26 protein-coding genes, 12 tRNA genes and 3 rRNA genes are annotated in these 24197 nt (G+C 42.6%); 3 read left to right on the forward strand and 38 right to left on the reverse strand.

Going from position 1 to position 24197, the window contains the following annotated elements; genetic code table 11:
- Positions 1-387 precede the first annotated feature (387 nt).
- The 16 genes from rrf to QUF49_RS19975 all read right to left on the reverse strand — a co-directional run bounded on the left by rrf (position 388) and on the right by QUF49_RS19975 (position 7278).
- Positions 388-503: ribosomal RNA gene (gene rrf / locus QUF49_RS19900) — 5S ribosomal RNA — on the reverse strand.
- An 89-nt stretch (positions 504-592) separates the two neighbouring features.
- Positions 593-3529: ribosomal RNA gene (locus tag QUF49_RS19905) — 23S ribosomal RNA — on the reverse strand.
- A 192-nt stretch (positions 3530-3721) separates the two neighbouring features.
- A 16S ribosomal RNA gene (locus QUF49_RS19910) occupies positions 3722-5271 on the reverse strand.
- Together the 16S, 23S and 5S rRNA genes with 12 tRNA genes alongside form the textbook arrangement of a ribosomal RNA operon.
- A 187-nt stretch (positions 5272-5458) precedes the next feature.
- A tRNA-Ile gene (locus tag QUF49_RS19915) sits at positions 5459-5535 on the reverse strand.
- An 8-nt stretch (positions 5536-5543) separates the two neighbouring features.
- Positions 5544-5617 (reverse strand) — tRNA-Gly (locus QUF49_RS19920).
- 8 nt (positions 5618-5625) lie between these two features.
- Positions 5626-5702: transfer RNA gene (locus tag QUF49_RS19925), tRNA-Pro, on the reverse strand.
- Positions 5703-5707: 5 nt separating this feature from the next.
- Positions 5708-5784 (reverse strand) — tRNA-Arg (locus tag QUF49_RS19930).
- Positions 5785-5818: 34 nt separating this feature from the next.
- A tRNA-Leu gene (locus tag QUF49_RS19935) sits at positions 5819-5904 on the reverse strand.
- A 50-nt stretch (positions 5905-5954) separates the two neighbouring features.
- Positions 5955-6038 (reverse strand) — tRNA-Leu (locus QUF49_RS19940).
- Positions 6039-6053: 15 nt separating this feature from the next.
- Positions 6054-6129 (reverse strand) — tRNA-Lys (locus QUF49_RS19945).
- Positions 6130-6186: 57 nt separating this feature from the next.
- Positions 6187-6261 (reverse strand) — tRNA-Gln (locus QUF49_RS19950).
- A 15-nt stretch (positions 6262-6276) separates the two neighbouring features.
- A tRNA-Asp gene (locus tag QUF49_RS19955) sits at positions 6277-6352 on the reverse strand.
- Positions 6353-6387: 35 nt separating this feature from the next.
- A tRNA-Glu gene (locus QUF49_RS19960) sits at positions 6388-6462 on the reverse strand.
- A gap of 3 nt (positions 6463-6465) precedes the next feature.
- A tRNA-Ser gene (locus QUF49_RS19965) sits at positions 6466-6556 on the reverse strand.
- Positions 6557-6559: 3 nt separating this feature from the next.
- A tRNA-Asn gene (locus QUF49_RS19970) sits at positions 6560-6634 on the reverse strand.
- A 185-nt stretch (positions 6635-6819) separates the two neighbouring features.
- Complete coding sequence (locus tag QUF49_RS19975; RefSeq protein ID WP_289497424.1) at positions 6820-7278, reverse strand: SprT family protein; 459 nt, start codon at positions 7276-7278, stop codon at positions 6820-6822.
- Positions 7279-7374: 96 nt separating this feature from the next.
- Between QUF49_RS19975 and cmpA the strand changes: the two genes are divergently transcribed.
- Positions 7375-7497: a cortex morphogenetic protein CmpA gene (cmpA, locus tag QUF49_RS19980; protein ID WP_137792088.1), complete on the forward strand. Its 123-nt coding sequence runs from the start codon at positions 7375-7377 to the stop codon at positions 7495-7497.
- A gap of 48 nt (positions 7498-7545) precedes the next feature.
- Here cmpA and QUF49_RS19985 read toward each other — a convergent pair whose 3' ends face one another.
- The 16 genes from QUF49_RS19985 to acpS all read right to left on the reverse strand — a co-directional run bounded on the left by QUF49_RS19985 (position 7546) and on the right by acpS (position 19165).
- Complete coding sequence (locus QUF49_RS19985) at positions 7546-9675, reverse strand: Tex family protein (RefSeq protein ID WP_289497717.1); 2130 nt, start codon at positions 9673-9675, stop codon at positions 7546-7548.
- 56 nt (positions 9676-9731) lie between these two features.
- On the reverse strand, positions 9732-9923 hold the full coding sequence (locus tag QUF49_RS19990; RefSeq protein ID WP_289497425.1) for a hypothetical protein: 192 nt from the start codon (positions 9921-9923) through the stop codon (positions 9732-9734).
- 117 nt (positions 9924-10040) lie between these two features.
- Positions 10041-10649: a PP2C family serine/threonine-protein phosphatase gene (locus tag QUF49_RS19995; protein ID WP_289497426.1), complete on the reverse strand. Its 609-nt coding sequence runs from the start codon at positions 10647-10649 to the stop codon at positions 10041-10043.
- On the reverse strand, positions 10646-11437 hold the full coding sequence (gene sigB / locus QUF49_RS20000; protein WP_289497427.1) for an RNA polymerase sigma factor SigB: 792 nt from the start codon (positions 11435-11437) through the stop codon (positions 10646-10648). The genes QUF49_RS19995 and sigB overlap by 4 nt, the downstream gene beginning before the upstream one ends.
- Complete coding sequence (gene rsbW / locus QUF49_RS20005) at positions 11403-11885, reverse strand: anti-sigma B factor RsbW (RefSeq protein WP_289497428.1); 483 nt, start codon at positions 11883-11885, stop codon at positions 11403-11405. The genes sigB and rsbW overlap by 35 nt, the downstream gene beginning before the upstream one ends.
- Positions 11882-12214, reverse strand: coding sequence for an STAS domain-containing protein (locus tag QUF49_RS20010; RefSeq protein WP_289497429.1), 333 nt, complete (start codon positions 12212-12214; stop codon positions 11882-11884). Before QUF49_RS20010 ends, rsbW begins: the two co-directional genes overlap by 4 nt.
- A gap of 60 nt (positions 12215-12274) precedes the next feature.
- Positions 12275-13282 carry a PP2C family protein-serine/threonine phosphatase gene (locus QUF49_RS20015; RefSeq protein WP_289497431.1) on the reverse strand — a complete coding sequence of 336 codons (1008 nt, stop codon included), beginning with the start codon at positions 13280-13282 and terminating at the stop codon, positions 12275-12277.
- An 11-nt stretch (positions 13283-13293) separates the two neighbouring features.
- Positions 13294-13695 (reverse strand): anti-sigma regulatory factor, encoded by a 402-nt coding sequence (locus tag QUF49_RS20020; protein WP_066239458.1) that lies wholly within the window; start codon positions 13693-13695, stop codon positions 13294-13296.
- Positions 13696-13697: 2 nt separating this feature from the next.
- Positions 13698-14054, reverse strand: coding sequence for an STAS domain-containing protein (locus QUF49_RS20025; protein WP_066239455.1), 357 nt, complete (start codon positions 14052-14054; stop codon positions 13698-13700).
- 18 nt (positions 14055-14072) lie between these two features.
- Positions 14073-14891, reverse strand: a complete 819-nt coding sequence (locus QUF49_RS20030; RefSeq protein ID WP_289497433.1) for an STAS domain-containing protein — start codon at positions 14889-14891, stop codon at positions 14073-14075.
- A 170-nt stretch (positions 14892-15061) separates the two neighbouring features.
- The gene (locus QUF49_RS20035) at positions 15062-15199 is read right to left on the reverse strand and encodes a hypothetical protein (RefSeq protein ID WP_289497434.1); all 138 of its coding nucleotides are present in this window, start codon (positions 15197-15199) and stop codon (positions 15062-15064) included.
- 167 nt (positions 15200-15366) lie between these two features.
- Positions 15367-15717, reverse strand: coding sequence for a type II toxin-antitoxin system PemK/MazF family toxin (locus QUF49_RS20040; protein ID WP_066239453.1), 351 nt, complete (start codon positions 15715-15717; stop codon positions 15367-15369).
- 3 nt (positions 15718-15720) lie between these two features.
- The gene (locus QUF49_RS20045) at positions 15721-16002 is read right to left on the reverse strand and encodes a CopG family ribbon-helix-helix protein (protein ID WP_066239448.1); all 282 of its coding nucleotides are present in this window, start codon (positions 16000-16002) and stop codon (positions 15721-15723) included.
- A gap of 141 nt (positions 16003-16143) precedes the next feature.
- Positions 16144-17319: an alanine racemase gene (gene alr / locus QUF49_RS20050; protein WP_289497436.1), complete on the reverse strand. Its 1176-nt coding sequence runs from the start codon at positions 17317-17319 to the stop codon at positions 16144-16146.
- A gap of 348 nt (positions 17320-17667) precedes the next feature.
- Positions 17668-18681: a LolA family protein gene (locus QUF49_RS20055; RefSeq protein ID WP_289497437.1), complete on the reverse strand. Its 1014-nt coding sequence runs from the start codon at positions 18679-18681 to the stop codon at positions 17668-17670.
- 124 nt (positions 18682-18805) lie between these two features.
- A complete protein-coding gene (acpS, locus tag QUF49_RS20060) occupies positions 18806-19165 on the reverse strand; it encodes a holo-ACP synthase (protein WP_289497438.1) in 360 nt (119 codons plus the stop codon).
- Positions 19166-19279: 114 nt separating this feature from the next.
- Between acpS and QUF49_RS20065 the strand changes: the two genes are divergently transcribed.
- Positions 19280-19888 carry a rhomboid family intramembrane serine protease gene (locus tag QUF49_RS20065; RefSeq protein WP_289497439.1) on the forward strand — a complete coding sequence of 203 codons (609 nt, stop codon included), beginning with the start codon at positions 19280-19282 and terminating at the stop codon, positions 19886-19888.
- 165 nt (positions 19889-20053) lie between these two features.
- The gene (locus QUF49_RS20070) at positions 20054-20260 is read left to right on the forward strand and encodes a hypothetical protein (protein WP_289497440.1); all 207 of its coding nucleotides are present in this window, start codon (positions 20054-20056) and stop codon (positions 20258-20260) included.
- On the opposite strand, the gene QUF49_RS20075 is transcribed toward QUF49_RS20070, so the two are convergent.
- The 6 genes from QUF49_RS20075 to QUF49_RS20100 all read right to left on the reverse strand — a co-directional run bounded on the left by QUF49_RS20075 (position 20219) and on the right by QUF49_RS20100 (position 24155).
- Complete coding sequence (locus QUF49_RS20075) at positions 20219-20977, reverse strand: Stressosome protein rsbRB (RefSeq protein WP_289497441.1); 759 nt, start codon at positions 20975-20977, stop codon at positions 20219-20221. The genes QUF49_RS20070 and QUF49_RS20075 overlap by 42 nt on opposite strands.
- A gap of 2 nt (positions 20978-20979) precedes the next feature.
- Positions 20980-21624: a cobalamin B12-binding domain-containing protein gene (locus QUF49_RS20080; RefSeq protein ID WP_289497442.1), complete on the reverse strand. Its 645-nt coding sequence runs from the start codon at positions 21622-21624 to the stop codon at positions 20980-20982.
- Between the two features lie 20 nt (positions 21625-21644).
- A complete protein-coding gene (locus QUF49_RS20085; RefSeq protein ID WP_289497443.1) occupies positions 21645-22025 on the reverse strand; it encodes a hypothetical protein in 381 nt (126 codons plus the stop codon).
- Entirely contained in the window at positions 22022-22327 is a 306-nt protein-coding gene (locus QUF49_RS20090; protein WP_289497444.1) for an antibiotic biosynthesis monooxygenase family protein, read from the reverse strand. Before QUF49_RS20090 ends, QUF49_RS20085 begins: the two co-directional genes overlap by 4 nt.
- Before the next feature lie 189 nt (positions 22328-22516).
- Positions 22517-22999: a DinB family protein gene (locus QUF49_RS20095; RefSeq protein WP_289497445.1), complete on the reverse strand. Its 483-nt coding sequence runs from the start codon at positions 22997-22999 to the stop codon at positions 22517-22519.
- A gap of 52 nt (positions 23000-23051) precedes the next feature.
- Positions 23052-24155, reverse strand: coding sequence for an HD-GYP domain-containing protein (locus QUF49_RS20100; RefSeq protein WP_289497447.1), 1104 nt, complete (start codon positions 24153-24155; stop codon positions 23052-23054).
- Positions 24156-24197 lie beyond the last annotated feature (42 nt).

Raw genomic sequence — 24197 nt, forward strand, 5'->3', positions numbered from 1 at the left:
TGGAGGAGTTTAGTTAATAGGAGTCCAGTTGGTAACGTGCTCGGTATTTAATAGCAATTGGTGTCGAAAATCGGATAATAATTTTTATACGTGAAATTATGACACTTATCCGTGAAAATATAGATGATTACCGTGAAATTATGTTTGGTCGGGTTGATGTGGAGAGGTTTTGAGGGCGAAATCAGGATTGTTTTGGTGAGATTGATGCTTGGATGGTCGTTGTAAGAGCTGAAGTGTTGCTTTTGGTTGGATTTTGGGAGCTTATGCTGAAGAATATAGCGTGCTGGAAGATGGTTGCGGCCATCTTCTTCCTTTTTCTCTTTCTAGATCCCTCAATCTTTCATAACACAAAAAAAGAAGATGGATTTTCATCCATCTTCCTCATTTGCCTAGCGACGTCCTACTCTAACAGGGGGAGACCCCCAACTACCATCGGCGCTGAAGAGCTTAACTTCCGTGTTCGGTATGGGAACGGGTGTGACCTCTTCGCCATCATCACTAGACCTTATCATGACGTTAACCATGATTTATTAAGTTTAGAGAGTATGTTCTCTCAAAACTAGATACGACGTTTCCAAACGTTATGCATTTTAAGGATAAGCCCTCGACCGATTAGTATCTGTCAGCTCCACGTGTCACCACGCTTCCACACCAGACCTATCAACCTCATCATCTCTAAGGGGTCTTACTCACTTAACGTGATGGGAAATCTCATCTTGAGGGGGGCTTCATGCTTAGATGCTTTCAGCACTTATCCCGTCCACACGTAGCTACCCAGCTATGCCCCTGGCGGAACAACTGGTACACCAGCGGTGTGTCCATCCCGGTCCTCTCGTACTAAGGACAGCTCCTCTCAAATTTCCTGCGCCCGCGACGGATAGGGACCGAACTGTCTCACGACGTTCTGAACCCAGCTCGCGTACCGCTTTAATGGGCGAACAGCCCAACCCTTGGGACCTACTTCAGCCCCAGGATGCGATGAGCCGACATCGAGGTGCCAAACCTCCCCGTCGATGTGGACTCTTGGGGGAGATAAGCCTGTTATCCCCAGGGTAGCTTTTATCCGTTGAGCGATGGCCCTTCCATGCGGAACCACCGGATCACTAAGCCCGACTTTCGTCCCTGCTCGACTTGTAGGTCTCGCAGTCAAGCTCCCTTGTGCCTTTACACTCTGCGAATGATTTCCAACCATTCTGAGGGAACCTTTGGGCGCCTCCGTTACTGTTTAGGAGGCGACCGCCCCAGTCAAACTGCCCGCCTGACACTGTCTCCGAACCGGATCACGGTTCAAGGTTAGAATTTCAATACAGCCAGGGTAGTATCCCACCGACGCCTCCACCGAAGCTGGCGCTCCGGCTTCTCAGGCTCCTACCTATCCTGTACAAGCTGTACCAAAATCCAATATCAAGCTGCAGTAAAGCTCCATGGGGTCTTTCCGTCCTGTCGCGGGTAACCTGCATCTTCACAGGTACTATAATTTCACCGGGTCTCTCGTTGAGACAGTATCCAAGTCGTTACACCTTTCGTGCGGGTCGGAACTTACCCGACAAGGAATTTCGCTACCTTAGGACCGTTATAGTTACGGCCGCCGTTTACTGGGGCTTCAATTCAGAGCTTCTCCGTAAGGATAACCCCTCCTCTTAACCTTCCAGCACCGGGCAGGTGTCAGCCCCTATACTTCACCTTGCGGTTTCGCAGAGACCTGTGTTTTTGCTAAACAGTCGCTTGGATCTATTCACTGCGGCTCTCTCGGGCGATAAACCCTATCAGAGCACCCCTTCTCCCGAAGTTACGGGGTCATTTTGCCGAGTTCCTTAACGAGAGTTCTCCCGATCATCTTAGGATTCTCTCCTCGCCTACCTGTGTCGGTTTGCGGTACGGGCACCTCTTTCCTCACTAGAGGCTTTTCTTGGCAGTGTAGGATCAGGGACTTCGGTACTAAAATTTCCCTCGCCATCACAGCTCAGCCTTCACGTTGGGCGGATTTGCCTACCCAACAGCCTAACTGCTTAGACGCACTATTCCATCAGTGCGCTCACCCTACCTTACTGCGTCCCCCCATTGTTCAAACGGAAAGGAGGTGGTACAGGAATATCAACCTGTTATCCATCGCCTACGCTTTTCAGCCTCGGCTTAGGCCCCGACTAACCCTGAGCGGACGAGCCTTCCTCAGGAAACCTTAGGCTTTCGATGGACAAGATTCTCACTTGTCTTTCGCTACTCATACCGGCATTCTCACTTCAAAGCGCTCCACCAGTCCTTCCGGTCTGACTTCGCTGCACTTCGAACGCTCCCCTACCCCTGTACCATACGGTACAAGCCATAGCTTCGGTGATACGTTTAGCCCCGTTACATTTTCGGCGCAGAGTCACTCGACCAGTGAGCTATTACGCACTCTTTAAATGGTGGCTGCTTCTAAGCCAACATCCTGGTTGTCTGGGCAACTCCACATCCTTTGCCACTTAACGTATACTTTGGGACCTTAGCTGATGGTCTGGGCTGTTTCCCTTTTGACTACGGATCTTATCACTCGCAGTCTGACTCCCGCGGATAATTCTCTGGCATTCGGAGTTTGACTGAATTCGGTAACCCTGTGGGGGCCCCTAGTCCAATCAGTGCTCTACCTCCAGGAATCTTGCCGCGAGGCTAGCCCTAAAGCTATTTCGGGGAGAACCAGCTATCTCCGTGTTCGATTGGCATTTCACCCCTACCCACACCTCATCCCCGCACTTTTCAACGTGCGTGGGTTCGGGCCTCCATTCAGTGTTACCTGAACTTCACCCTGGACATGGGTAGATCACACGGTTTCGGGTCTACGACCACGTACTATGTCGCCCTATTCAGACTCGCTTTCGCTGCGGCTCCGTCTTATCAACTTAACCTTGCACGGGATCGTAACTCGCCGGTTCATTCTACAAAAGGCACGCCGTCACCCGTTAATGGGCTCCGACTACTTGTAGGCACACGGTTTCAGGATCTATTTCACTCCCCTTCCGGGGTGCTTTTCACCTTTCCCTCACGGTACTGGTTCACTATCGGTCACTAGGGAGTATTTAGCCTTGGGAGATGGTCCTCCCGGATTCCGACGGGGTTTCACGTGTCCCGCCGTACTCAGGATCCACTCAGGAGAGAACGAAGTTTCAGCTACAGGGCTGTTACCTTCTTTGGCTGGCCTTTCCAGACCGCTTCACCTACTTCGTTCCTTTGTAACTCCATGTAGAGTGTCCTACAACCCCAGAGGGCAAGCCCTCTGGTTTGGGCTGTTTCCGTTTCGCTCGCCGCTACTCAGGAAATCGCATTTGCTTTCTCTTCCTCCGGGTACTTAGATGTTTCAGTTCCCCGGGTCTGCCTTCTCATACCCTATGTATTCAGATATGGATACCATCCCATTACGGATGGTGGGTTCCCCCATTCGGAAATCCCCGGATCAATGCTTACTTACAGCTCCCCGAGGCATATCGGTGTTCGTCCCGTCCTTCTTCGGCTCCTAGTGCCAAGGCATCCACCGTGCGCCCTTTCTAGCTTAACCTTATATGATGTTTACACATCAAGATCTTGCTTGGCGCAGATAAATAATATATCTGCCTTGCATATTGTTTGGATGTCGATATCTAGTTTTCAAAGAACATATAAAGTAGAGAGATTTAGTTCTCTCAAAACTGAACAAAAGAAGAATAGGTGTACTTACGAAACAGTCGAAGCTGTTTCATAATCTCCATAGAAAGGAGGTGATCCAGCCGCACCTTCCGATACGGCTACCTTGTTACGACTTCACCCCAATCATCTGTCCCACCTTCGGCGGCTGGCTCCCAAAAGGGTTACCCCACCGACTTCGGGTGTTACAAACTCTCGTGGTGTGACGGGCGGTGTGTACAAGGCCCGGGAACGTATTCACCGCGGCATGCTGATCCGCGATTACTAGCAATTCCGGCTTCATGTAGGCGAGTTGCAGCCTACAATCCGAACTGAGAATGACTTTTTGGGATTGGCTTGGCCTCGCGGCTTCGCAACCCTTTGTATCATCCATTGTAGCACGTGTGTAGCCCAGGTCATAAGGGGCATGATGATTTGACGTCATCCCCACCTTCCTCCGGTTTGTCACCGGCAGTCACCTTAGAGTGCCCAACTGAATGCTGGCAACTAAGGTCAAGGGTTGCGCTCGTTGCGGGACTTAACCCAACATCTCACGACACGAGCTGACGACAACCATGCACCACCTGTCACTTTGTCCCCCGAAGGGGAAAGCTCTATCTCTAGAGTGGTCAAAGGATGTCAAGACCTGGTAAGGTTCTTCGCGTTGCTTCGAATTAAACCACATGCTCCACTGCTTGTGCGGGCCCCCGTCAATTCCTTTGAGTTTCAACCTTGCGGTCGTACTCCCCAGGCGGAGTGCTTAATGTGTTAACTTCAGCACTGAGGGTGGAACCCCCCAACACCTAGCACTCATCGTTTACGGCGTGGACTACCAGGGTATCTAATCCTGTTTGCTCCCCACGCTTTCGCGCCTCAGCGTCAGTTACAGGCCAAAAAGCCGCCTTCGCCACTGGTGTTCCTCCACATCTCTACGCATTTCACCGCTACACGTGGAATTCCACTTTTCTCTCCTGCACTCAAGTCTCCCAGTTTCCAATGACCCTCCACGGTTGAGCCGTGGGCTTTCACATCAGACTTAAGAGACCGCCTGCGCGCGCTTTACGCCCAATAATTCCGGATAACGCTTGCCACCTACGTATTACCGCGGCTGCTGGCACGTAGTTAGCCGTGGCTTTCTGGTTAGGTACCGTCAAGGTACGAGCAGTTACTCTCGTACTTGTTCTTCTCTAACAACAGAGCTTTACGACCCGAAGGCCTTCATCGCTCACGCGGCGTTGCTCGGTCAGGCTTTCGCCCATTGCCGAAGATTCCCTACTGCTGCCTCCCGTAGGAGTCTGGGCCGTGTCTCAGTCCCAGTGTGGCCGATCACCCTCTCAGGTCGGCTACGCATCGTCGCCTTGGTGAGCCGTTACCTCACCAACTAGCTAATGCGCCGCGGGCTCATCTGTAAGTGTCAGCCGAAACCGACTTTCAAAAAGAAGAAATGCTTCTTCTCTTGTTATCCGGTATTAGCCCCGGTTTCCCGGAGTTATCCCCGTCTTACAGGCAGATTACCCACGTGTTACTCACCCGTCCGCCGCTAAATCAGAGGAGCAAGCTCCTCTTCATTCGCTCGACTTGCATGTATTAGGCACGCCGCCAGCGTTCATCCTGAGCCAGGATCAAACTCTCCATAAAAGTGTTTGTCTTGCTCGATTTAAAACTGACGGAATTAATTCTTAATTCCTTACCTATTTCTTTTGTTCAGTTTTCAAAGAACTTGTTTGGCTTGTCTTTTTTCGAGACAGCTTTATCATCTTACCGAATCGAAGTTATAAAGTCAAGCACTTTTTTAAAATCTTTTTTGATCATTTTTACGATCATATGGTGGGCCTAAATGGACTCGAACCATCGACCTCACGCTTATCAGGCGTGCGCTCTAACCAGCTGAGCTATAGGCCCGTAAAAAATGGAGCGGGTGATGAGAATCGAACTCACGACCAGAGCTTGGAAGGCTCTTGTTTTACCACTAAACTACACCCGCATAAAGAATGGTCGGGAAGACAGGATTTGAACCTGCGACCCCCTGGTCCCAAACCAGGTGCTCTACCAAGCTGAGCCACTTCCCGACATATGGCGCGCCCTGAGAGATTCGAACTCCCGACCTTTTGATTCGTAGTCAAACACTCTATCCAGCTGAGCTAAGGGCGCCTATTTTAATGCATTATATGTTATTTGTAAAAGTTGGTGCGGTCGAGAGGACTCGAACCTCCACGGGGATACCCCCACTAGCCCCTCAAGCTAGCGCGTCTGCCATTCCGCCACGACCGCGCGGCTAGATGCCAGCGCATGAGCACTGCAACTTATTTAAGAAATTAATATGGTGCGGGTGAAGGGACTCGAACCCCCACGTCAAAGACACTAGATCCTAAGTCTAGCGCGTCTGCCAATTCCGCCACACCCGCATATTAATTTGAAAATGGTGAGCCATGAAGGACTCGAACCTTCGACCCTCTGATTAAAAGTCAGATGCTCTACCGACTGAGCTAATGGCTCTTATTGTTAATAAGGTTTAGTGTTTATATTTTAAACACTTATCTTAAAAAGAAAAAATGGCTGGGCTAGCTGGATTCGAACCAACGCATGTCGCAGTCAAAGTGCGATGCCTTACCGCTTGGCTATAGCCCAACACCTTAGAAAAAATGGCGGACCCGACCGGGGTCGAACCGGCGATCTCCTGCGTGACAGGCAGGCATGTTAACCACTACACCACGAGTCCATCTATCTATAGGTATACTTTATTATGTTATAAAGTGGTGACCCGTACGGGATTCGAACCCGTGTTACCGCCGTGAAAGGGCGGTGTCTTAACCGCTTGACCAACGGGCCACATGGCAGAGAAGAAGGGATTCGAACCCTCGCACCGCGTTAGCGATCTACTCCCTTAGCAGGGGAGCCCCTTGAGCCACTTGGGTACTTCTCTGTATGGCTCCACAGGTAGGACTCGAACCTACGACCGATCGGTTAACAGCCGATAGCTCTACCACTGAGCTACTGTGGAATGTCTTTTAAGGACAATTAATATCATAATTGTTTCAGCGTCAGATGTCAACCTGTTTTAGAAGTTTTTTTCTGAGCATTTATCGCTTTAGCTACCTTAACGACCTTGTTAAGAAAGCTATGTAAAAGGTATGTCTAACAGCGACTTAATTAAATTACCACATACCTATAATCGAAGTCAATACTCTATTTTAAAGAAACCTGTTTTAATTTTCCACGGCACTTTCCGCATACATACTTTTTCGTATCAATTCTTCTCTTTCTTTTATAAGACTGCATACAGTCTGCGCATATATATTGATATTTATAACTCTCTGCTCTTCTTTTTTCAGGGATGGACTGACAGAAGCGAGAGCCGCCTACTCTATTCAGCCAATACTTAAAATCGTAATCACCATGTTTATATCCCTTGCCTTCTATATGCATATGGTAGTGCACGAGCTCATGTTTAATAACCCCGATCAATTCTTCCATGCCGAATGCCTTGTAAAGATGCGGGTTCATTTCTATGTCATGAGATCTTAGAAGATATCGTCCTCCTGTTGTTCGCAGCCTTTTATTAAATCTGGCTCTGTGGCGAAACGGTTTATCGAAGAACTGAAGGGAGATTTCTTCGGTAAGTTTTTGTAATTCCGCGTCAGTCATGGTCAAGCTCCTTATATTTCAAGTTCACATCAACAAGCTACTATACATAGACTAATACACAAATAACGGATTGGGAAGTTCAAGGAGGTTCTCTATATGCCAACATGGTTTAAAAGACAGCTCCGTCGTGCTTATTACCAAAAAGATCGTTACCAAATCCGCTTACTTAATCAGTGCTGGTTCTTTTATAACAAAAAACACTCCTCCAGTGAAGAGTAATTTACTGGAGAAGTGCTTTATCTTGTTGTTGCTTTTCCACACGTTGTCTTATTTAGGAGCAATCATCGTTAAGGCGATTCGTTGTTTAGCTACATCTACAGAATCTACCCATACGGTTACAACTTGTCCTACACTTACAACATCCATTGGGTTCTTAATAAAACGATTGGTTAACTTAGAGATGTGCACAAGCCCATCTTGTTTAACACCGATATCTACAAACGCTCCAAAATCAACGACGTTACGAACGGTACCTTGCAGTTCCATCCCTTGTGATAAGTCTTCCATCTTAAGAACATCTGTTTTAAGCACTGGTCCCGAAAAAGCATCACGTGGATCTCTTCCTGGTTTAGTGAGACCTTCGATAATATCTTTTAAAGTTGGTACTCCAATATCCAGTTTTTCAGATGTCTGATCTAGTGATAGGGAATTTAATTTTTCCGCCAGAGCCTCTGATCCAATATCAGCCGGGGTAAAACCAAGTTCCTTTAATAATGCTTTAGTCGCTGGATAGCTTTCTGGGTGTATGCCCGTTTGATCAAGCGGCTGATTCCCATCAACCACTCGCAGAAACCCAATACATTGCTCATACGTTTTCGCACCGAGACGCGGAATCTTCTTAAGTTCTGTTCTGTTTTTGAATTTCCCGACTTCATTCCGTTTTAAGATAATGTTCTGTGCGACTGTTTTGGACAAACCTGAAACATATTGAAGCAATGAAGAAGATGCTGTGTTTACGTTAACACCTACTTGGTTAACGGCAGTCTCAACCACAAATGAGATTTCTTCCCCTAGTCTTTTTTGGGAAACATCATGCTGATACTGACCAACCCCAATTGACTTAGGGTCGATCTTTACAAGTTCAGCTAACGGATCTTGAAGTCTTCGTGCAATAGATACAGCGCTTCTTTCCTCAACTTGAAGGTCAGGGAATTCTTCACGCGCTACACTTGATGCCGAATAAACACTCGCACCCGCTTCGTTTACAATTACGTAGGCCACTGACTTCTCTAGGTCTTTAAGTGTTTCAGCAATAAACTGTTCTGTTTCACGTGATGCTGTACCATTTCCAATCGCAGCAATTTCAATATCGTATTGTTCGATCAACTTTTTCACAATGGCAGCAGATTTTTCAACCTCTGACCGCGGCGGTGTAGGATAAATGGTTTGAATGTGCAGGACTTTTCCCGTTTCATCTACTACACCTAGTTTGCATCCTGTTCGATATGCAGGATCGACGCCAAGAACTACCTTCCCCTTCAGCGGAGCTTGCAGCAAAAGGCTTCTCACATTTTCAGAAAAAATATGAATCGCGCGTTCCTCAGCTTGTTCAGTAAGCGCGGTCCGGATTTCACGTTCAATGGAAGGAGCAATCAACCGCTTATATGCGTCTTCCATCGCTTCACGGATATAAACTGCAGCTGGCGAACTGGAACGCTTGATTGTTTTTCTCTCCATCTTAGAAAGAATCAATTCTGATGGAGTTACGATACTTACTCTCAAAATATTTTCTTTCTCGCCTCGGTTAACCGCCAAAACTCGATGTGGAACGATTTTTCGAATCGGTTCTTGGTATTCGTAGTACATTTCAAATACTTTTTTCTCATCATTTTCGGTATTTTTACCGTCCGTTTTGATTTCACCTTTTGAAAATGTATCTTCGCGGATCCATTTTCGCATATCTGCATCATCAGACAGCATTTCAGCAATGATATCTTTTGCACCTGTTAAAGCATCCTCAGCTGAAAGCACTTCTTTTTCTTCGTTTATGTATGCTGCAGCTTTTGTTAGTGGATTATCATTGTTTTGTTCCAACAGCCAATGCGCTAGTGGTTCCAGTCCTTTTTCTTTGGCTATCGTTGCCTTAGTTCTTCTTTTTTGTTTATAAGGACGGTAAATATCTTCTAGATCCTGAAGCTTTTGAGCTTTCGAAATGGCAGCTGTTAATTCTTCAGTAAGTTTTCCTTGTTCATCGATAAGACGAATAATTTCTTCTTTTCGAGTCGCTAAGTTTTGCAAATACGTCCATCGATCCATGATGTCTTTAATCTGTACTTCATCCAGACCGCCTGTTAATTCTTTTCGGTAACGTGCGATGAATGGAACTGTATTTCCTTCTTCTAAAAGAGCAATAACTTGATTAATTTGTTTGCCCTTTACACTTAATTCTTGTTCCATTGTTCTCAATGCTTGTTCACTAATAGGTTGTCCCAATAAGAACACTCCTTTTTCAATCAATTAGTACTAGTATAAACCAATGAAGTTGCTCCGTAAAAATTCCATTGATACTTTTGTATGATGTTGATTTCCGTTTCAGGTTGCTCGCTTTCCGCGGGGCAGCCGGTGAGCCCCTTGCCGCTTCGCGACTTAAGGGTCTCACCTGACCGCTTATCCCGCAGGAGTCTCGCACCTTCCACTACAATCACCTTATCAAAGAAGAACTCAGAACAAATTTTCCGAGCAGCATATTTTGAAAAGGACCTTAAGAAAAAATTTAAAAACAAAAAACACCATCCTAAAATCTTGATATGGATGATGTTTAGCTAACTAATATTTATTTGTCCTACGATGCATGTAGCATCATCGTTAATATCCTGAGGCAATCCACTTATAAAAATGACGGACTCTTTCGGCGAGATCATTTTCGTTAACAGTGAACGGCTTTGAGTATGAATATCCATACCATCGGAATAAAGCATTAACGTTAACTCTTTTTCAAACTTGAAGTCCTGTACTTTAAATCGTTCAGGCTTTCCTACAAGAAAACCCGCTTTCGTTAAAGGGTGTATGGCTCTTTGTCTTTCAGCAGAGATCATAAAACGGATGTTACCTACACCTGAATAAGTGGCTGTGTGATTTTTATAATCGACTTTAACAATTGCGATTACAGCACCACGAGTATGTCTTAACCCCTCATTGCAAAGATGCATCAGCTGTTCCACTGATTCATGATGATGCTGATCAATAATGTCAGTAGCAGCTCCTGAAGCCTCTTTCGCCATTTTGCCGCTCCCTAAACCATCTGCAACGGCGCAAATCAAATAATCTTCCGTTTCTTTCACGTAAAAACTATCTCCGCAAAGATCATTTCCCTTTTTAGGTTTCTGATAAGAGGAAACAGATGCTCTGCTAAATTGATAGTGTTCGATCATCTAAGTGCCTCCGAAGGCGATACTCGCAACGCTTCTTTTAACTTTTCTAATGCTCTTCTTTGCAGTCGAGAAACATGCATCTGGGATATGTCTAAACGTTCTCCCGTTTCCTTTTGGCTTAGGTTCTCAAAATACGTACACTGTAAGATTTCACGTTCACGTTCAGAAAGAACAGCAAATGCTTTCTGCAAAAGCAGCCTTTTATCGATTTGATCAAAACCATCATCGTTGGATCCCACTAAGTCGAGAAGTGTAACCGTACTTCCCTCCTGATCCGCTTCAATAGAGCTATCCACGGATAGAGCTTGATAACTTTTACCCATTTCCATCGTCTCTAGAACTTCTTCCTCTGAAACTTCCAGGAACTCAGCGATCTCAAAGATCTTAGGTGATCTTTGCAAGCGAGTCGTTAGTTCTTCAACGGCTTTCTTGATTCTCGGACCTAATTCTTTAATACGACGCGGTACATGCACACTCCATGTTTTATCACGAATAAAACGTTTAATTTCCCCAACAATTGTTGGAACGGCAAATGATTCAAAAGATCTGCCAAACGTTTTGTCGTATCTTCTAAAAGCTGCAAGCAAACCAATCATGCCGACTTGAACTAAATCGTCATGGATGCTTTTCCCTTTAGAAAACTTTCGTGCAAGAGAATGTACTAAGTCTTGGTACTGCAAAACAAGATTTGTTTGAATTTCTTCATTTTTAGGATCTTGCTGCAGTTCATCAATCCATGCATAGACCTGTTCTTTACTGTGAAGGCGCTGGTGAGATTCTGTCGACATGTTCCTCCACCTCATCTCTGTGAAGATACTTTGTCATCATTACAACGACACCGGCTTCACTGCTTATTTCTACCTTGTCCATTAGTGTATCTATCAGAAAGAGGCCTAAACCTCCCTCATGCAGTTGATCAACTGATTTACCATCTACAGGGCCAAGATCTTTTGAGATAGATTCAACGTCGAAACTTTTTCCTTGATCGACAACCGTAATTTCCATACGGTCATCATGTATATTGCAGCCAATGCGAACTTGGCCATGATCTCCTTCAGTGTAAGCATGATTTACAACATTCGTTACGGCTTCTGAAACTGCAATTTTAATATCTTCAATTTCATCAAACGCAAAACCCATGCGGTTTGCCAGACCAGAAATCGTTAATCTGACTACTCCCACATAATCCGGCTTTGCCGGAACGTTCATTTCAATATAGTCGGACGCTGTTCTCATAGCGCCTCCCCCTTTACTCCGCTTTCGATGTCCATTACCTCAGTTAAACCAGTAATTTCAAAGATGCGTTTTACACGTTCAGTCATGCCTCTAAGCTTTAAAAAGCTATTGTTGGCTTTAGAAGACTTTAAAGCTCCTACAAAAATACCCAATCCTGTGCTGTCCATATATTCGATACCAGAAAGGTCTACGATTACGACGTTTCCTTCTTTTTCGGTTAACGGAAGCATAACTTCTTTAAGTTTCGGAGCCGTATATGCGTCTACTTCCCCGGTAAGTTTTAATTCATATGTTTCATTTATTTGGCCTTGATTAATTTGTAAATTCATTGTTTTCCCCCCAAGCTTTGTATGGAACCATACGGTACCTTTACCCTAATTGAATACTGTTTAAACCAGTCTTTTTAAAATAATTAAAGTAAAATCATCTCTGAGCTCGAATCCTTGAAGCCGATCCAACTCCTGAAATACATTCTCAACAATTTTTTGAGAGGGTAGATCCATATATTTACGAATGAGAGAAACAATTTCTTCTCTTTCGATAAACCCTTTACTCGTCCTGCACTCAGTCACTCCATCTGAAAGCAGGATGACCATATCTCCAACTTCTATCTCCTTTTCATACGGATGATAGGTTGTTGTGCGAGAAACCCCGAGAACAAGGCCTTTAGCAATAAGATCATGAAACTTATCTTCTTTTGCATTGTAAATAAATCCTGGTTCATGACCGGCACCGGCATAGTAGAATTTATGACTTTCCGGTTCATATACACCATGAAACATCGTAATAAACATGTTGCTATGAACATTTTGTTCAACAACACGGTTTAAATTTTCCAGCAGAAGATGAGGTTTCATCTGTTCTTCAGGCAAGCTGTCCATCGCGTATTTAATCATAGACATACAGAGTGCAGCGGGTATGCCTTTGCCAATGATGTCAGCTACAGCGACACTGAGACTGTTGCCGCTTTTAACAAAATTATAATAATCACCATTCATTTTTTTAGCCGGAACACTTACAACCCCAATGTCCAACTCGTCAAATTCAGGTACATCGCTAAGCAGCAATGTTTGCTGCATGCTTGCGGCAACTTCAATTTCAGATTCCAACTGTTGCTGTTTATCCCGCAAACTTTGATGTTCGCGGTAAGCGAAGCCATAGCCAATCATAGATTCAAGCAGAAAGTCAAAAGAGTCTCTCATCTCTTCCGACATATCCGGGAAAAGCTCGTCCATTACTTGAATGTGTAAGCTCACTAAATCCTCGGGTGATATCTGCTGCTCCAGCAGTTTCCTGCTAAATTGCTGGGCTTTATAGAGTGTCGTCTCGGTTTTGGCTTTTAGATAGACTGATAATAAATCTTGGTAACGTTCAGTTAGTGCGTCCTTTGCAGTCAAGAGCTCTCCTCCTAACGAAGCCATTTAGTAGCAGATATCTCCGTTCCCACGTCAACCGTGGACTCTATCGAGAATTCATCCATTAAACGCTTCACGCCTGGCAATCCAGCTCCTAATCCGCCGGAAGTCGTATAGCCATCTTCCATAACTTTTCGGATTTCTCGGATTCCAGGACCATTATCTAAGGCTACGATTCGCAGTCCTTTTTTTCCTAATTGATTGATCGGTTCGATGCAAATCTTTCCTCGACCGGCATATAAATAGATATTACGTGCAAGTTCGGAAATCGCTGTTGTGATTCTGGCTTGATCAACATTTCCGAAACCAAGCTCTTTAGCCATGTTTCTTCCAAGTTGACGGGCACTTACGATGTCCCACTCATTGCGTACTTCAACACAGGATTGGATGTCCATAATCATCCCTCCAGTTCCAGACGCAATTTATCAAGCCCCTGTTCTAAGTCAAGTGCTGTCGAAACTTCCCTCATTGAAATTCCAAGGTCAATTAAAGTAATAGCAACTGCGGGCTGTATTCCTGTCAATACAACTTGAGCTCCCATTAACTTTGACATCCTCACCACATCTCCAAGAACTTTTGCAATAAAGGAGTCAATCATGTCTACTGACGTTAAGTCAATAACAACTCCCTTTGCCCCTGTATCATGAATCTTGTTAAGCAAATCCTCTTGAAATTGAAGGGCTGTTTGATCGTCCATTTCTACTTGAATGGTGATCAATAAATATTCGTGCAATTTTAAAATAGGAATCCTCATTTTTTTTTCCCTCACTCCCTATTTATTGCTAATTAACTGCTGATTTGTGATCTCCAGTGCGTTTTCCATGCCTTTTTGAAGAGTACTCTTCGTAGGGAATAGACTTAAATCAATACCCAGGCTTACAATAGTCTGTGCAATTTCAGGTCGTATTCCTACTAGGATACATGTTGATCCTAATAAACGCACAGCATCTGCCGCTTGAATAATATGATGGGCTACCATCGTATCCACGACTGGAACACCTGTAATATCAATCAGCACAACTTCTGAGCGATATTTAATCACTCCGTTTAAAAGGTTTTCCATGATCAGCTTTGCACGTTCCGTATCAATGGAACCAATCAGAGGCATGACGCTGATGTTGTTGAAAACCGGGATAAGCGGAGCGGAAAGTTCTAATAATGCTGTTTTTTGGATAGAAACGGTTCTTTCCCAAATTTGAGATGAATTTTCCACCACTTGGTTAAGAATAGGATCTAACCATCTGTCGATTTCTCTATATACGGACGCAAGCTTTTCTTTGTCCATATCTGTCTGAACTAAAAAGTTGACGATAACACGGCGTGCAGCTTGAAGTCCTTGTGTTATATAGCTCAAAGGTAAGCCTGTATGAAGCACTTGGTCAAAAAACTCATCAAGTGTTCCATCTTTAGATATATCATGATAATTAATGTGTTTAATTAACATTTTAAAAAACTGCTGATCGGTCTCATCACTAAATTTAAGTGTAGTCCCAGCTAGTTCCTTTTCTTTAAAGAGGTTGACTTCTTTTAGCCAATTATTTTTTAGGGTCTCTTGATTCTCATTGACCATCTGTACAATCAAGTTGTCCAATTTTTCTTGCACCCCCACTACTTTTAGTATCAATATCTATTATTTCACTTCTGTATATATTGTGCAATGTTTACTCTTTTTCTAACTTTGGATATATAACCCAAGATGACAATTGTTAAACATGTATTTTTTTCCAGTTGTTTTTTATAGCTTTTTGCTTATGCTTCGTGCTATTGAAAGTGGTTGATTTCCGTTACAGATGCTCGCTTTCCGCGGGGCGTGCGGTGAGCCCCCTGCCGCTTTGCGACTTTAGGGGTCTCACCTGACCGCTCGTCCCGCAGGAGTCTCGCATCTTCCACTACAATCAACTTGTCAGTGAAGAAAGTGAACAAAATATACCAAAAGCTGCAATACAAAAAACTGTAAAAATGAAAGCGTAATCCATGTTATAAATTCACTTTTGTAATAAACAGTAGATAAAATAAAAAACCGCCAGACATTCTGTCAGACAGTTTCCTAAATTGTGATATGAGATTTAAAAATCAACCAGACCTGTGCTGATCTGCAATGCGTCGTCTACCCTGCGCATCATGTCTTCATCCAGTTGTGTTATTTTATCTGTTAATCTTTGCTTGTCAATCGTCCTGATCTGTTCAAGCAAAATAACTGAATCCCGTTCAAAGCCGTATTTTTTAGAATCTATTTCAACGTGTGTTGGTAGTTTTGCTTTCTGAATTTGGGCTGTGATTGCAGCAACTATTACAGTAGGGCTAAAACGGTTTCCGATATCGTTCTGGATTATCAGTACAGGGCGAATTCCGCCTTGTTCTGAACCAACTACCGGTGAAAGATCTGCAAAGTAAACGTCTCCGCGTTTGACTATCAAGGACTACACCCCGCTAACTAAGCGGTCCAAGGTATGATCGGCTTCCTCCTCTAACATAAATGCTTCTGAGGCAATCGTTAGATTGATCTTAGCCATTTCCATGTAACCTTGTCTCATCTCATCACGAAACTGACGCTTATTCTTCCGCTCGCGAAGAAACATCTCAGTAGCTTGATGGATAAATTCGCTGCGGTCCAAATTTTCTTTTTTAATGACACGATCAACCTCACTTAATAATTTCTGAGGAAGACTAATCACTATTCGTTTTGTGTTCAATTCGGACACAACATACACCTCCAGCGCAAAGCTATACTACGATCAAATTCCTTTTAACCACATATAATCTTATCACTTCAATATTCCATTTGCAAAGCGATTTCAAGTTATTTATTCTACAAAATTTTTAATAGTCCTTCTAATATTCTGCTAAAAATTTAGAATTACATTCATATTTTCTGAAATTCGACCATTTTTCACATAAACTCTCGGCACTCGAGCAGAAATGAGACACGGAATTTCATAATTTATTGTTTTCGCTATCCCCGCTACCTCATCAATCTCTATTCTCTCATCTTTTTGACTGCCTATTAATGTAGCAACTTCACCAACAATCATTCTTTCTGGAAGCCTTACTATGCACTGATCCATGCAGATTCGGCCAATTATCGGCATACGCTCGCCTTTAATCAGAACAGATGCACCCGGTGAAAGTCTTCTTTGCCACCCGTCAGCATAACCGATCGGAAGGGTGCCTACCCACTCTTCCTCTTTTGCTGTATAAGTAGCTCCATAACTTACAGTATCTCCAGGCATCAGTTTTTTAACATGAATGAGCTGTGAGTGAAGGCTAAACGCTTCTTCTAATGAGAACGGCAAGTCTTTCTTTAATTCTCCAGAAGGTGCTAATCCATACATGCTGATGCCAAGACGAACGAGATTAAAAGGACCTTCTACTTTTCGCAAAGCTGCAGCGCTATTCGCACTATGAATGAGGGCTGGCTTCATTCCCCACTCTTGAAGCAAGTCTATATATTTAATGAACTTCTTTCTTTGTTCCTCAAAAAGATCGGATTCCCATTCATCTGCTGTAGCAAAATGTGTAAAAACACCATCAAGATGAAATTTCGCAGAGCGATTCGTATAATGAGAAATTTCATGAAGCTCGCTTTCATCACATATTCCTACACGGCCCATACCCGTATCAATCTTAATATGAATTTTCAAAGGCTGGTGGTTCGTATCCTTTAAATACGGTTCTGCTTCAACCAGCCAATCTTTCTGAAAGACTGTTAAAGAGATCTCATTTTCTGCCGCAAGATTAACATATTCGGGACGGACCCGGTTCATAACTAAAATCGGTGCAGTTAAACCTTGTTTTCTTAAAGCTAACGCTTCATCAAGCATCGCTACAGCGAGCCATTCTGCTCCTGACTCTAACGCTTCTCGTGCGATCTGATAAGCGCCATGTCCATATCCGTTTGCTTTAACAACAGCCATTATTTTTTGGTCAGGGAGATGCTTCTTAAATGATTTTATATTTCGGCTGATTTTATCCAAATCTATTTCTGCCCACGTATCTCGATAAAAATGATGTTGATCCATATGATTGCCTCCCTGCTAATTCTTGATTGTTGCCTTCTATTTTACCCTCAAAGGCCATTTTATGTAAGTATATGACGGTTATCTTAAGCGGTTTTTCATTAAAAACATTGATACCTAAAGGGTATTTAGCTGCATTAATTCAAAATTCATGTGCGGAATCCAAAAGTTTTAAGAGTTTATCCACGAGTTTTGCTCCTCAATCCAAAAGTTTTGGACATATATCCACGAGTGTACAAACCTCGACAATTTTTGCTCAAACTGCTGTCCTCATATACCCCTCACAACAAAGCAAAAACAGGCTAGCGTCTTCGCCAGCCTGTTTCATATCGTACTATAATAATGTAGGAATTATTTAATAGCCTCTCCATATACAGATCGTGCAATAGCCATTAGCTCTTCTTGGCCTAAATTATTGGAAGCAAGGAAATAATCAACACCATTATAATTCCAAGTGATCGACTGGTCCGTCATCGCTCCTACTGTAAACCCTAAATCAACCGGTTCACCGCTTGACATCGTTAGTCGCGATGCTGTTTCCACAGCGTTATTTTTCTGCTGCATCAATGTAAAAGATTTATTTTCTTCTGCATCTGCATAGTTTAATACCACTTTAGAATCATCTTCACCTTGAACGACTTCTCGCTCGTTAACGATGTTTAAGTTAGCTGTGTAAGTCGGATACAGCACTTCAAATTCTTCTCCAGCACCTGAAAAAGTTGGGATCTCGAACTGCGCGCTCGACATATTGGATTCCATATCAAAAGAGTTTTTATCAAACTTAGCGTTAAACTGAACTTTAGAGAAATCCAGTCTCACAAGCTCTTTTTGGTCTTGATCCATGATGCGGACCTGTTTTGGATCTAGCTCTTTGTTAAGTGTGATTTCTTGCTGATACAAGTTTTTGTTTTGGTAATTTGTTTTTGTATGAAAAACATAGCTTTTTTCTTTCGTCTTAAATCCTCTGTCCGTGTCGTTTAGGATATCTGAAATAAGTGATTGGAACAAATACACTTGGCTATTGTTTTCTGGCCAGTCGCTTTGGAATCGGAAGCTTTTATTTAGAGCTGGTGTTAGCACGAATACTCCGTCTTTGTTGCGCAGAATCATCTGACTTTGATCTTTTTCAGCATTTTTTAAGCTGACACGGTAAAAATCCGGCTTTTTATGCCAAATCTCTAAATCGTACGTTAGTGGCTTTTCACCTGTGCTTAACGTCATCTTGGCTTCAGCTTTGTAGCCTGTCATGGATTCCATTCTCTCTTCCAAAGAATCCAGAACATCACTCTGGCTTTGTTCACCGCATGCTGACAGAACCAGTAAGATCATGAACGCCGTCAAAATCATTGACAGTGTTTTCTTCATTTTTTGCCATCCCCTTTGTCCCAAAGTAATTTCGACATTGAAGGGGGACTAACTCTGCATCTTGCAAAGGACTACCCCTTCTACCGCATTACAATATATGAGACAACCCTGGACAATATGCAGACTAGCTTGACGAGCTTTCTAAAATCACTTGCGCCACTGCATGTTCCTTCGTATGAGAAATGGATAAGTGGCATAAATAAGGATAAGGGGATGTCAAAAACGGTTTCCCTTTTTCGTCCGACTTAATCTCCATGTCATGCCATGAAAGTTCTGCACCAATACCCACTCCAAGTGCTTTAGCCATCGCTTCTTTAGCTGCAAACCTGCCGGCCAAGTATTCATACCTTCTGTTTCCATTTAAAGATTGAAACCGTTTTTGTTCAAACGGTGTTAATACACGCTCTAGAAACCGAGGCTGATGAGAAACAACCCGCTTAATTCTTTTTAATTCAATCATATCGATGCCTGTTCCAACAATCATTGTTAAATACTCCTCTGCAGCTATATCTTTCGCCCTAATTCCTTGTACATGGTAAACTGAAATAAGACGAATCGGTATGTAAACACTTCATATAAAAAAGGGTGATATTCTTACATGTTTATAAGAGATGAAAGCTTTCAAACCTTTACCAGGCGCTATCCAGTCGTAACTTTCTTAATCGCCGCCCATATTATTGTGTTTCTATTTATTAATTTTACCCCTTTTAGCACCTCTTTGTATCATTTTATGGTCGGGTCAAATTATTACATCTCTGCTGGAGAGTACTGGCGCTTGTTCACACCTATCATTACACATGAAGCTGCTGGCCACTTAATCTTCAATTCGTTTTCCCTTGTTTTGTTCGGCCCTGCACTCGAAGGCATTTTAGGCAAGGTACGGTTTATTATCGGGTATGTAGGTGCTGGTTTAATCGCAAACATCGCTACACTTTTGCTTCTGCCGCTTTCATATGCTCATATTGGTGCATCAGGAGCGATTTTTGGACTGTTCGGTATTTATGTTTATATGCTATATAACCACAGGCAGTATATTGATCGAGCGAATACGCAAATTCTTTTAGTTGTCCTTGGGATCAGCTTAGTTACTACTTTTTTAAACGCACGGATTAATGTTATGGGCCACATCTTCGGATTGATTGGCGGAGCCGCTCTCGCACCCATCATCCTAGCCTCACTTCACAGAAAGAAAAAAGATGGTAGATAAGAGAACAGGTCTCTTTCCAAGCCTTTATAATTAGCTGGGCTTTCGAACCGGCTAACAAATTATACTTTCTGTCCATGTAAAAAAGCACCTCGTAGCGTCGAGGTGCTTTTATATTTCGCTCTTTTCTAAAAGATTGTTGCTTTCAAATGTTGTCTTCTATGTTCAATGATTGTAGTGCAAGGTGCGAGACTCCTGCGGGACAGGCGGGCAGGTGAGACACTTAAGAGTGAAACGTCCAAATGTGGCTCACCGCCTGCCCCGCGGAAAGCGAGCAGCCTGGAACGGAAATCATTTACTTCCAAAAGCAACAACGTTTGCAAAAACAGCCTTTTATTTATCTATTTGGAGATGTTCGATCAAAACCTCTTTTAATGAAGTTTCAAAATATACTGGCCAATCCACATCCAGTGAATTCAGCTGCCTAGCGTGTTTAGGCTTAACGCCAATAATCTTAACGGGTTTCCCATTCATGTAATGAAGCATCCGGAATAGCTCGCTTAATTTCTGTACGCCGCTTTCATCCATTTCGCCAGTGGCTGACAAGTCAAAAAAGATTTCCTCAAACTGACCTTCATAAGCAGTTTTTAGGGCATTCCCTGTAACAGTGATCATCTTACTTTCTGTTATGTCTCCGAATAACGGCACAAATGCCATCTTTTCAGAAATAGGAATAAATGGACCTGATAACTCATCAAGACGTTTCATCGCATCTTCTAACGCTTCTTTTTTCTCAAAAAGTTCAAAGTCAGTCGAGGATAGCCGCATTCTTAATTCCAGCAGCTTTTCTTCAAGTCCTTGAACATGTTTGCCTGTTGGTATAAATACAACGTGTGCAAATTCTGCTTCCCACGAAATAGAAACATCACATAGAAGAAAAGGCTGATCCTTGGCCTTAATATTGGCTTCAAATGTTTTTTCACCGCTAAAAGGCATCATAAACTTCATTAGTTTGTTATGACTCTCTTCATCAAAACAATCACGAATAGTATCTACTTGCATACCTAACAGGTCAGCGGCTCTTGAAGATTTGATAAGAATAACGCCATCTTTATTCATTTTTACGTAAGGTACTGGTAATCCACAGCTCATCTTTAGGCGTTGATCCTCTCTTCTATATACTCATCCAGCCATTGTTCTGCCTGTTGGAGGTTTTTTATTATGATTCCTTGGTTGTTAACATATGGATCTAAATCATACTTTTCCGTAAGTCTTCCACCTACTAAAATGGCCGGCTTATTAGGAAGAGCTGACAGGGTTCTAACATAGTTTTTAAGCACAGGCAGATTGTATACAATGGATACCGAGAGTCCGATGACTTCTGGTTTCCATTGCAGAGCAGATTTCAGTGCATATTCTAGAGGAAGGCTTGCTCCGTAGTATTTTGTTTCCCAGCCCTTTTCTTCGAAGATACTATTTATCATTTTAATTCCAAGATAATGCTGTTCACCTTGCAAGCACAGAAACATCGCTTTTTTTTCGCGTTTTGTTTCATCCGCTGACACTTGAAAGAGCCTGGAAAGAACAAAATCACAAACTCCTGTTGCTAAATGTTCATCTGCAACAGAAATCTCATTATTTTCCCAGAGGTCTCCAATCATGTACATTGCAGGAGTAAACAGGTCTCGAAATAAAACCATGCGATTTTGATCAGGCTGCTGTTTAATGAAACGCAATGCTTCAGCATGATTGCCTTCTAAAAACAGCCGAGCCAGTTTTTCCGCTTCTGAAATAGCCATGGTTGGACCCTCTCCTTTGTCTAATGCGCTGCTGATTTTTCACTCAGAACATGATTCGCTTGATTTAAATAGTCAATATAAATACCAATACGGGTATTTTCTTGCGTATGTTTTTGCTGTTCATCTCGCAAAACATCTATAATAAAGTTGAAATTATCCATTAGTAGTTCTACACTCATCCCGAACTTTTGCAAAATACCGTTCAACCAAACAGCGTACTCTGTAAAGAAAGTACTGTTGTCCAATTCGTATGCTGTTTCTAGATGCTTGAAGTGGTGATGATTATCTTCAATGCATTTCGCTCTGCCTTTATCACCATATCGTTCAACAAGTGTAGGATCTTTTTCGTAAATTTTCTCAGTTACTCTTTCTACCATAGCATTTATGTCAAATTCCGTCATTTGGCAACCACCTTATATTGTTTTACAGTTGGTACGACAGCCGCCAATTCTTTATCTGGATATTTCTTCTCTAGATCATGAATCTTTTTGAATTCTTCACTTCTTACCCATTTCAAATAATCTTCTTTTGTAGAAAATATGAGCTGCACGGTAAGCTCACCCGCTCTTTTATCATTTTGCAATAATAAGAAGTCTACAAAGCCATCTGCTTCGTCAACAGATCTTGAGCGGTTTTTATATATATTGATTACTTCTTCTGCTTTATCATTTGGAACATCAAATGTTGAAAAAACGGTGTACACGAAACATCACCTCTTAGATGTATTTTAACAATACCAATTATTTATCTCATAAAAGATTCAATAACGATTTCTTTTTTCCTGCTAGTAAATCTGCTAAGCAGCATCTTTTAATTGAACCACCCATACTACAGGAAGAATCATTGGAAGTCGAGCTTAAAGAAAAAAACACCGGCAGGAACACCAGTGCTTCTAATACAAGTCAAACATATTCACTTCGTGTTTTGTCTGTTTTAAATAGGTAAACAACTGTGCTCTATGATGAAAAGCATGCGTTACAATTTCCACGAGCCACTTTGCCTGTGTGGCGCCTTTTTCTGCATAAAACGCTTTTGTTTCTTTTCGCAGAAAATCCTCTTCTGAAAGTGATAAAAAGTACGATTTAACTAAATGGTACCCTTCCTCTAAAACATGCGTCAGTTCGGCTACATTTCCAGCAGATAACTTTTTTTCCAGCTGACGAACTTCATCTTCTGTTTTCTCTTGCAGAATGGCTAGATCTATATGCGGGATCTGAACTAAGTGGTTAGCAAGTTCTAAGAAAGAGCGCATATTTTCAGCCGGACGAAAATCATAAACAGAAGGATTCGCTTTCTTTAATAGACCATTCGTCGTTCGTACAACAACATATAGTTCTTCCAATAAAGTCTCAGTTAAAGAAACAGTCGCATTCATTTCTTCTTCCTCCTGTTATGTATAATCACTTCATCTATTATGTTTCTTCAGCTTAACTGTTTTTTCCTTCGAATAATCCAGCAGATATCTCTTTTTGTGCCGAAATGTCAGTTAAAGAGGCTTCTGTGTTCTCTTCACAGATCAGAAGCATATCATAATAAGCACTCATAAAGACTTTTACTATAAAAGGGTCATACATTTTCCCTGATTGATTCTCGATCTCTTTTTTTGCTTCCCATGGGGTCATCCCTCTGCGGTAAGCACGGTTGCTTGTCATTGCATCAAAAGAATCGGCAACTGCCAAAATTCGAGAGTAAATGGGTATATCTTGTCCTGCTATTTGATACGGATAACCACGACCATCGTACCTTTCATGATGATGTAGAATTCCCGTCAGCACCCGTTCAGAATAACCGAACGACCTAGCTAGCAGCATACCGTCAACAGGATGCTTTTTCATGATTTCGTATTCTTCTTCTGTAAGCTTACCGTTTTTCATAAGTACAGCATCAGGCGTTGAGATCTTTCCGATATCATGAATCAGCGCGGTTAATTCCAGTTCGTTAAGATCAACTTCTTTAAAAGACCCGTGTTTAGCAAGAATCATTGAATAAAGAGCTACCCTTTTAGAATGTCCTTGGGTATATACGTCCTTTGCTTCAACTGCTAAAGAAAATGCTTTTACCCCTTGCTGAATCGCCTCTTTTTCTGCTACAGACTGATAGACGACTTTCTGGGCCATAAATAGAAGAAGGCAAAAGACGATGTAAATCGATATGAAAGCAAGATAGTCACTTAGCGATTCTTTCGCTAGCAGCAGATACGTCAACAACCCGCCAATACTTGAAACATAGTACAGTCTTTTATCATTTAATAAAAGGGCAGAGACGGGCAAAAAGAAATACGCCGCTTGCACAATTGGATAAGACACAAAGAAATACGACAGTGCAACGATATAGACACTGCACAGAACAAAGACTAATTTAGTCCATTGTTCCTGCAATTGATTAATGCCCCATGCTGGTAGATATCCGATAAGAAATAAGAAAATAAAAATAAAAAAGTGCTCCATTCGTTCTATAAAAAAATGATGGAGAGCCTGAATGAAGGCACTCCCAATAATAAATAGTTGAGCTAGTTTTATATTACGTATCATGTATGAAACTCCGACTGTCGAATTTTGTAATTTAATGTAATT

This window comes from Fictibacillus sp. b24, assembly GCF_030348825.1.
In the GTDB taxonomy this organism is placed as follows: Bacteria; Bacillota; Bacilli; order Bacillales; family Fictibacillaceae; genus Fictibacillus.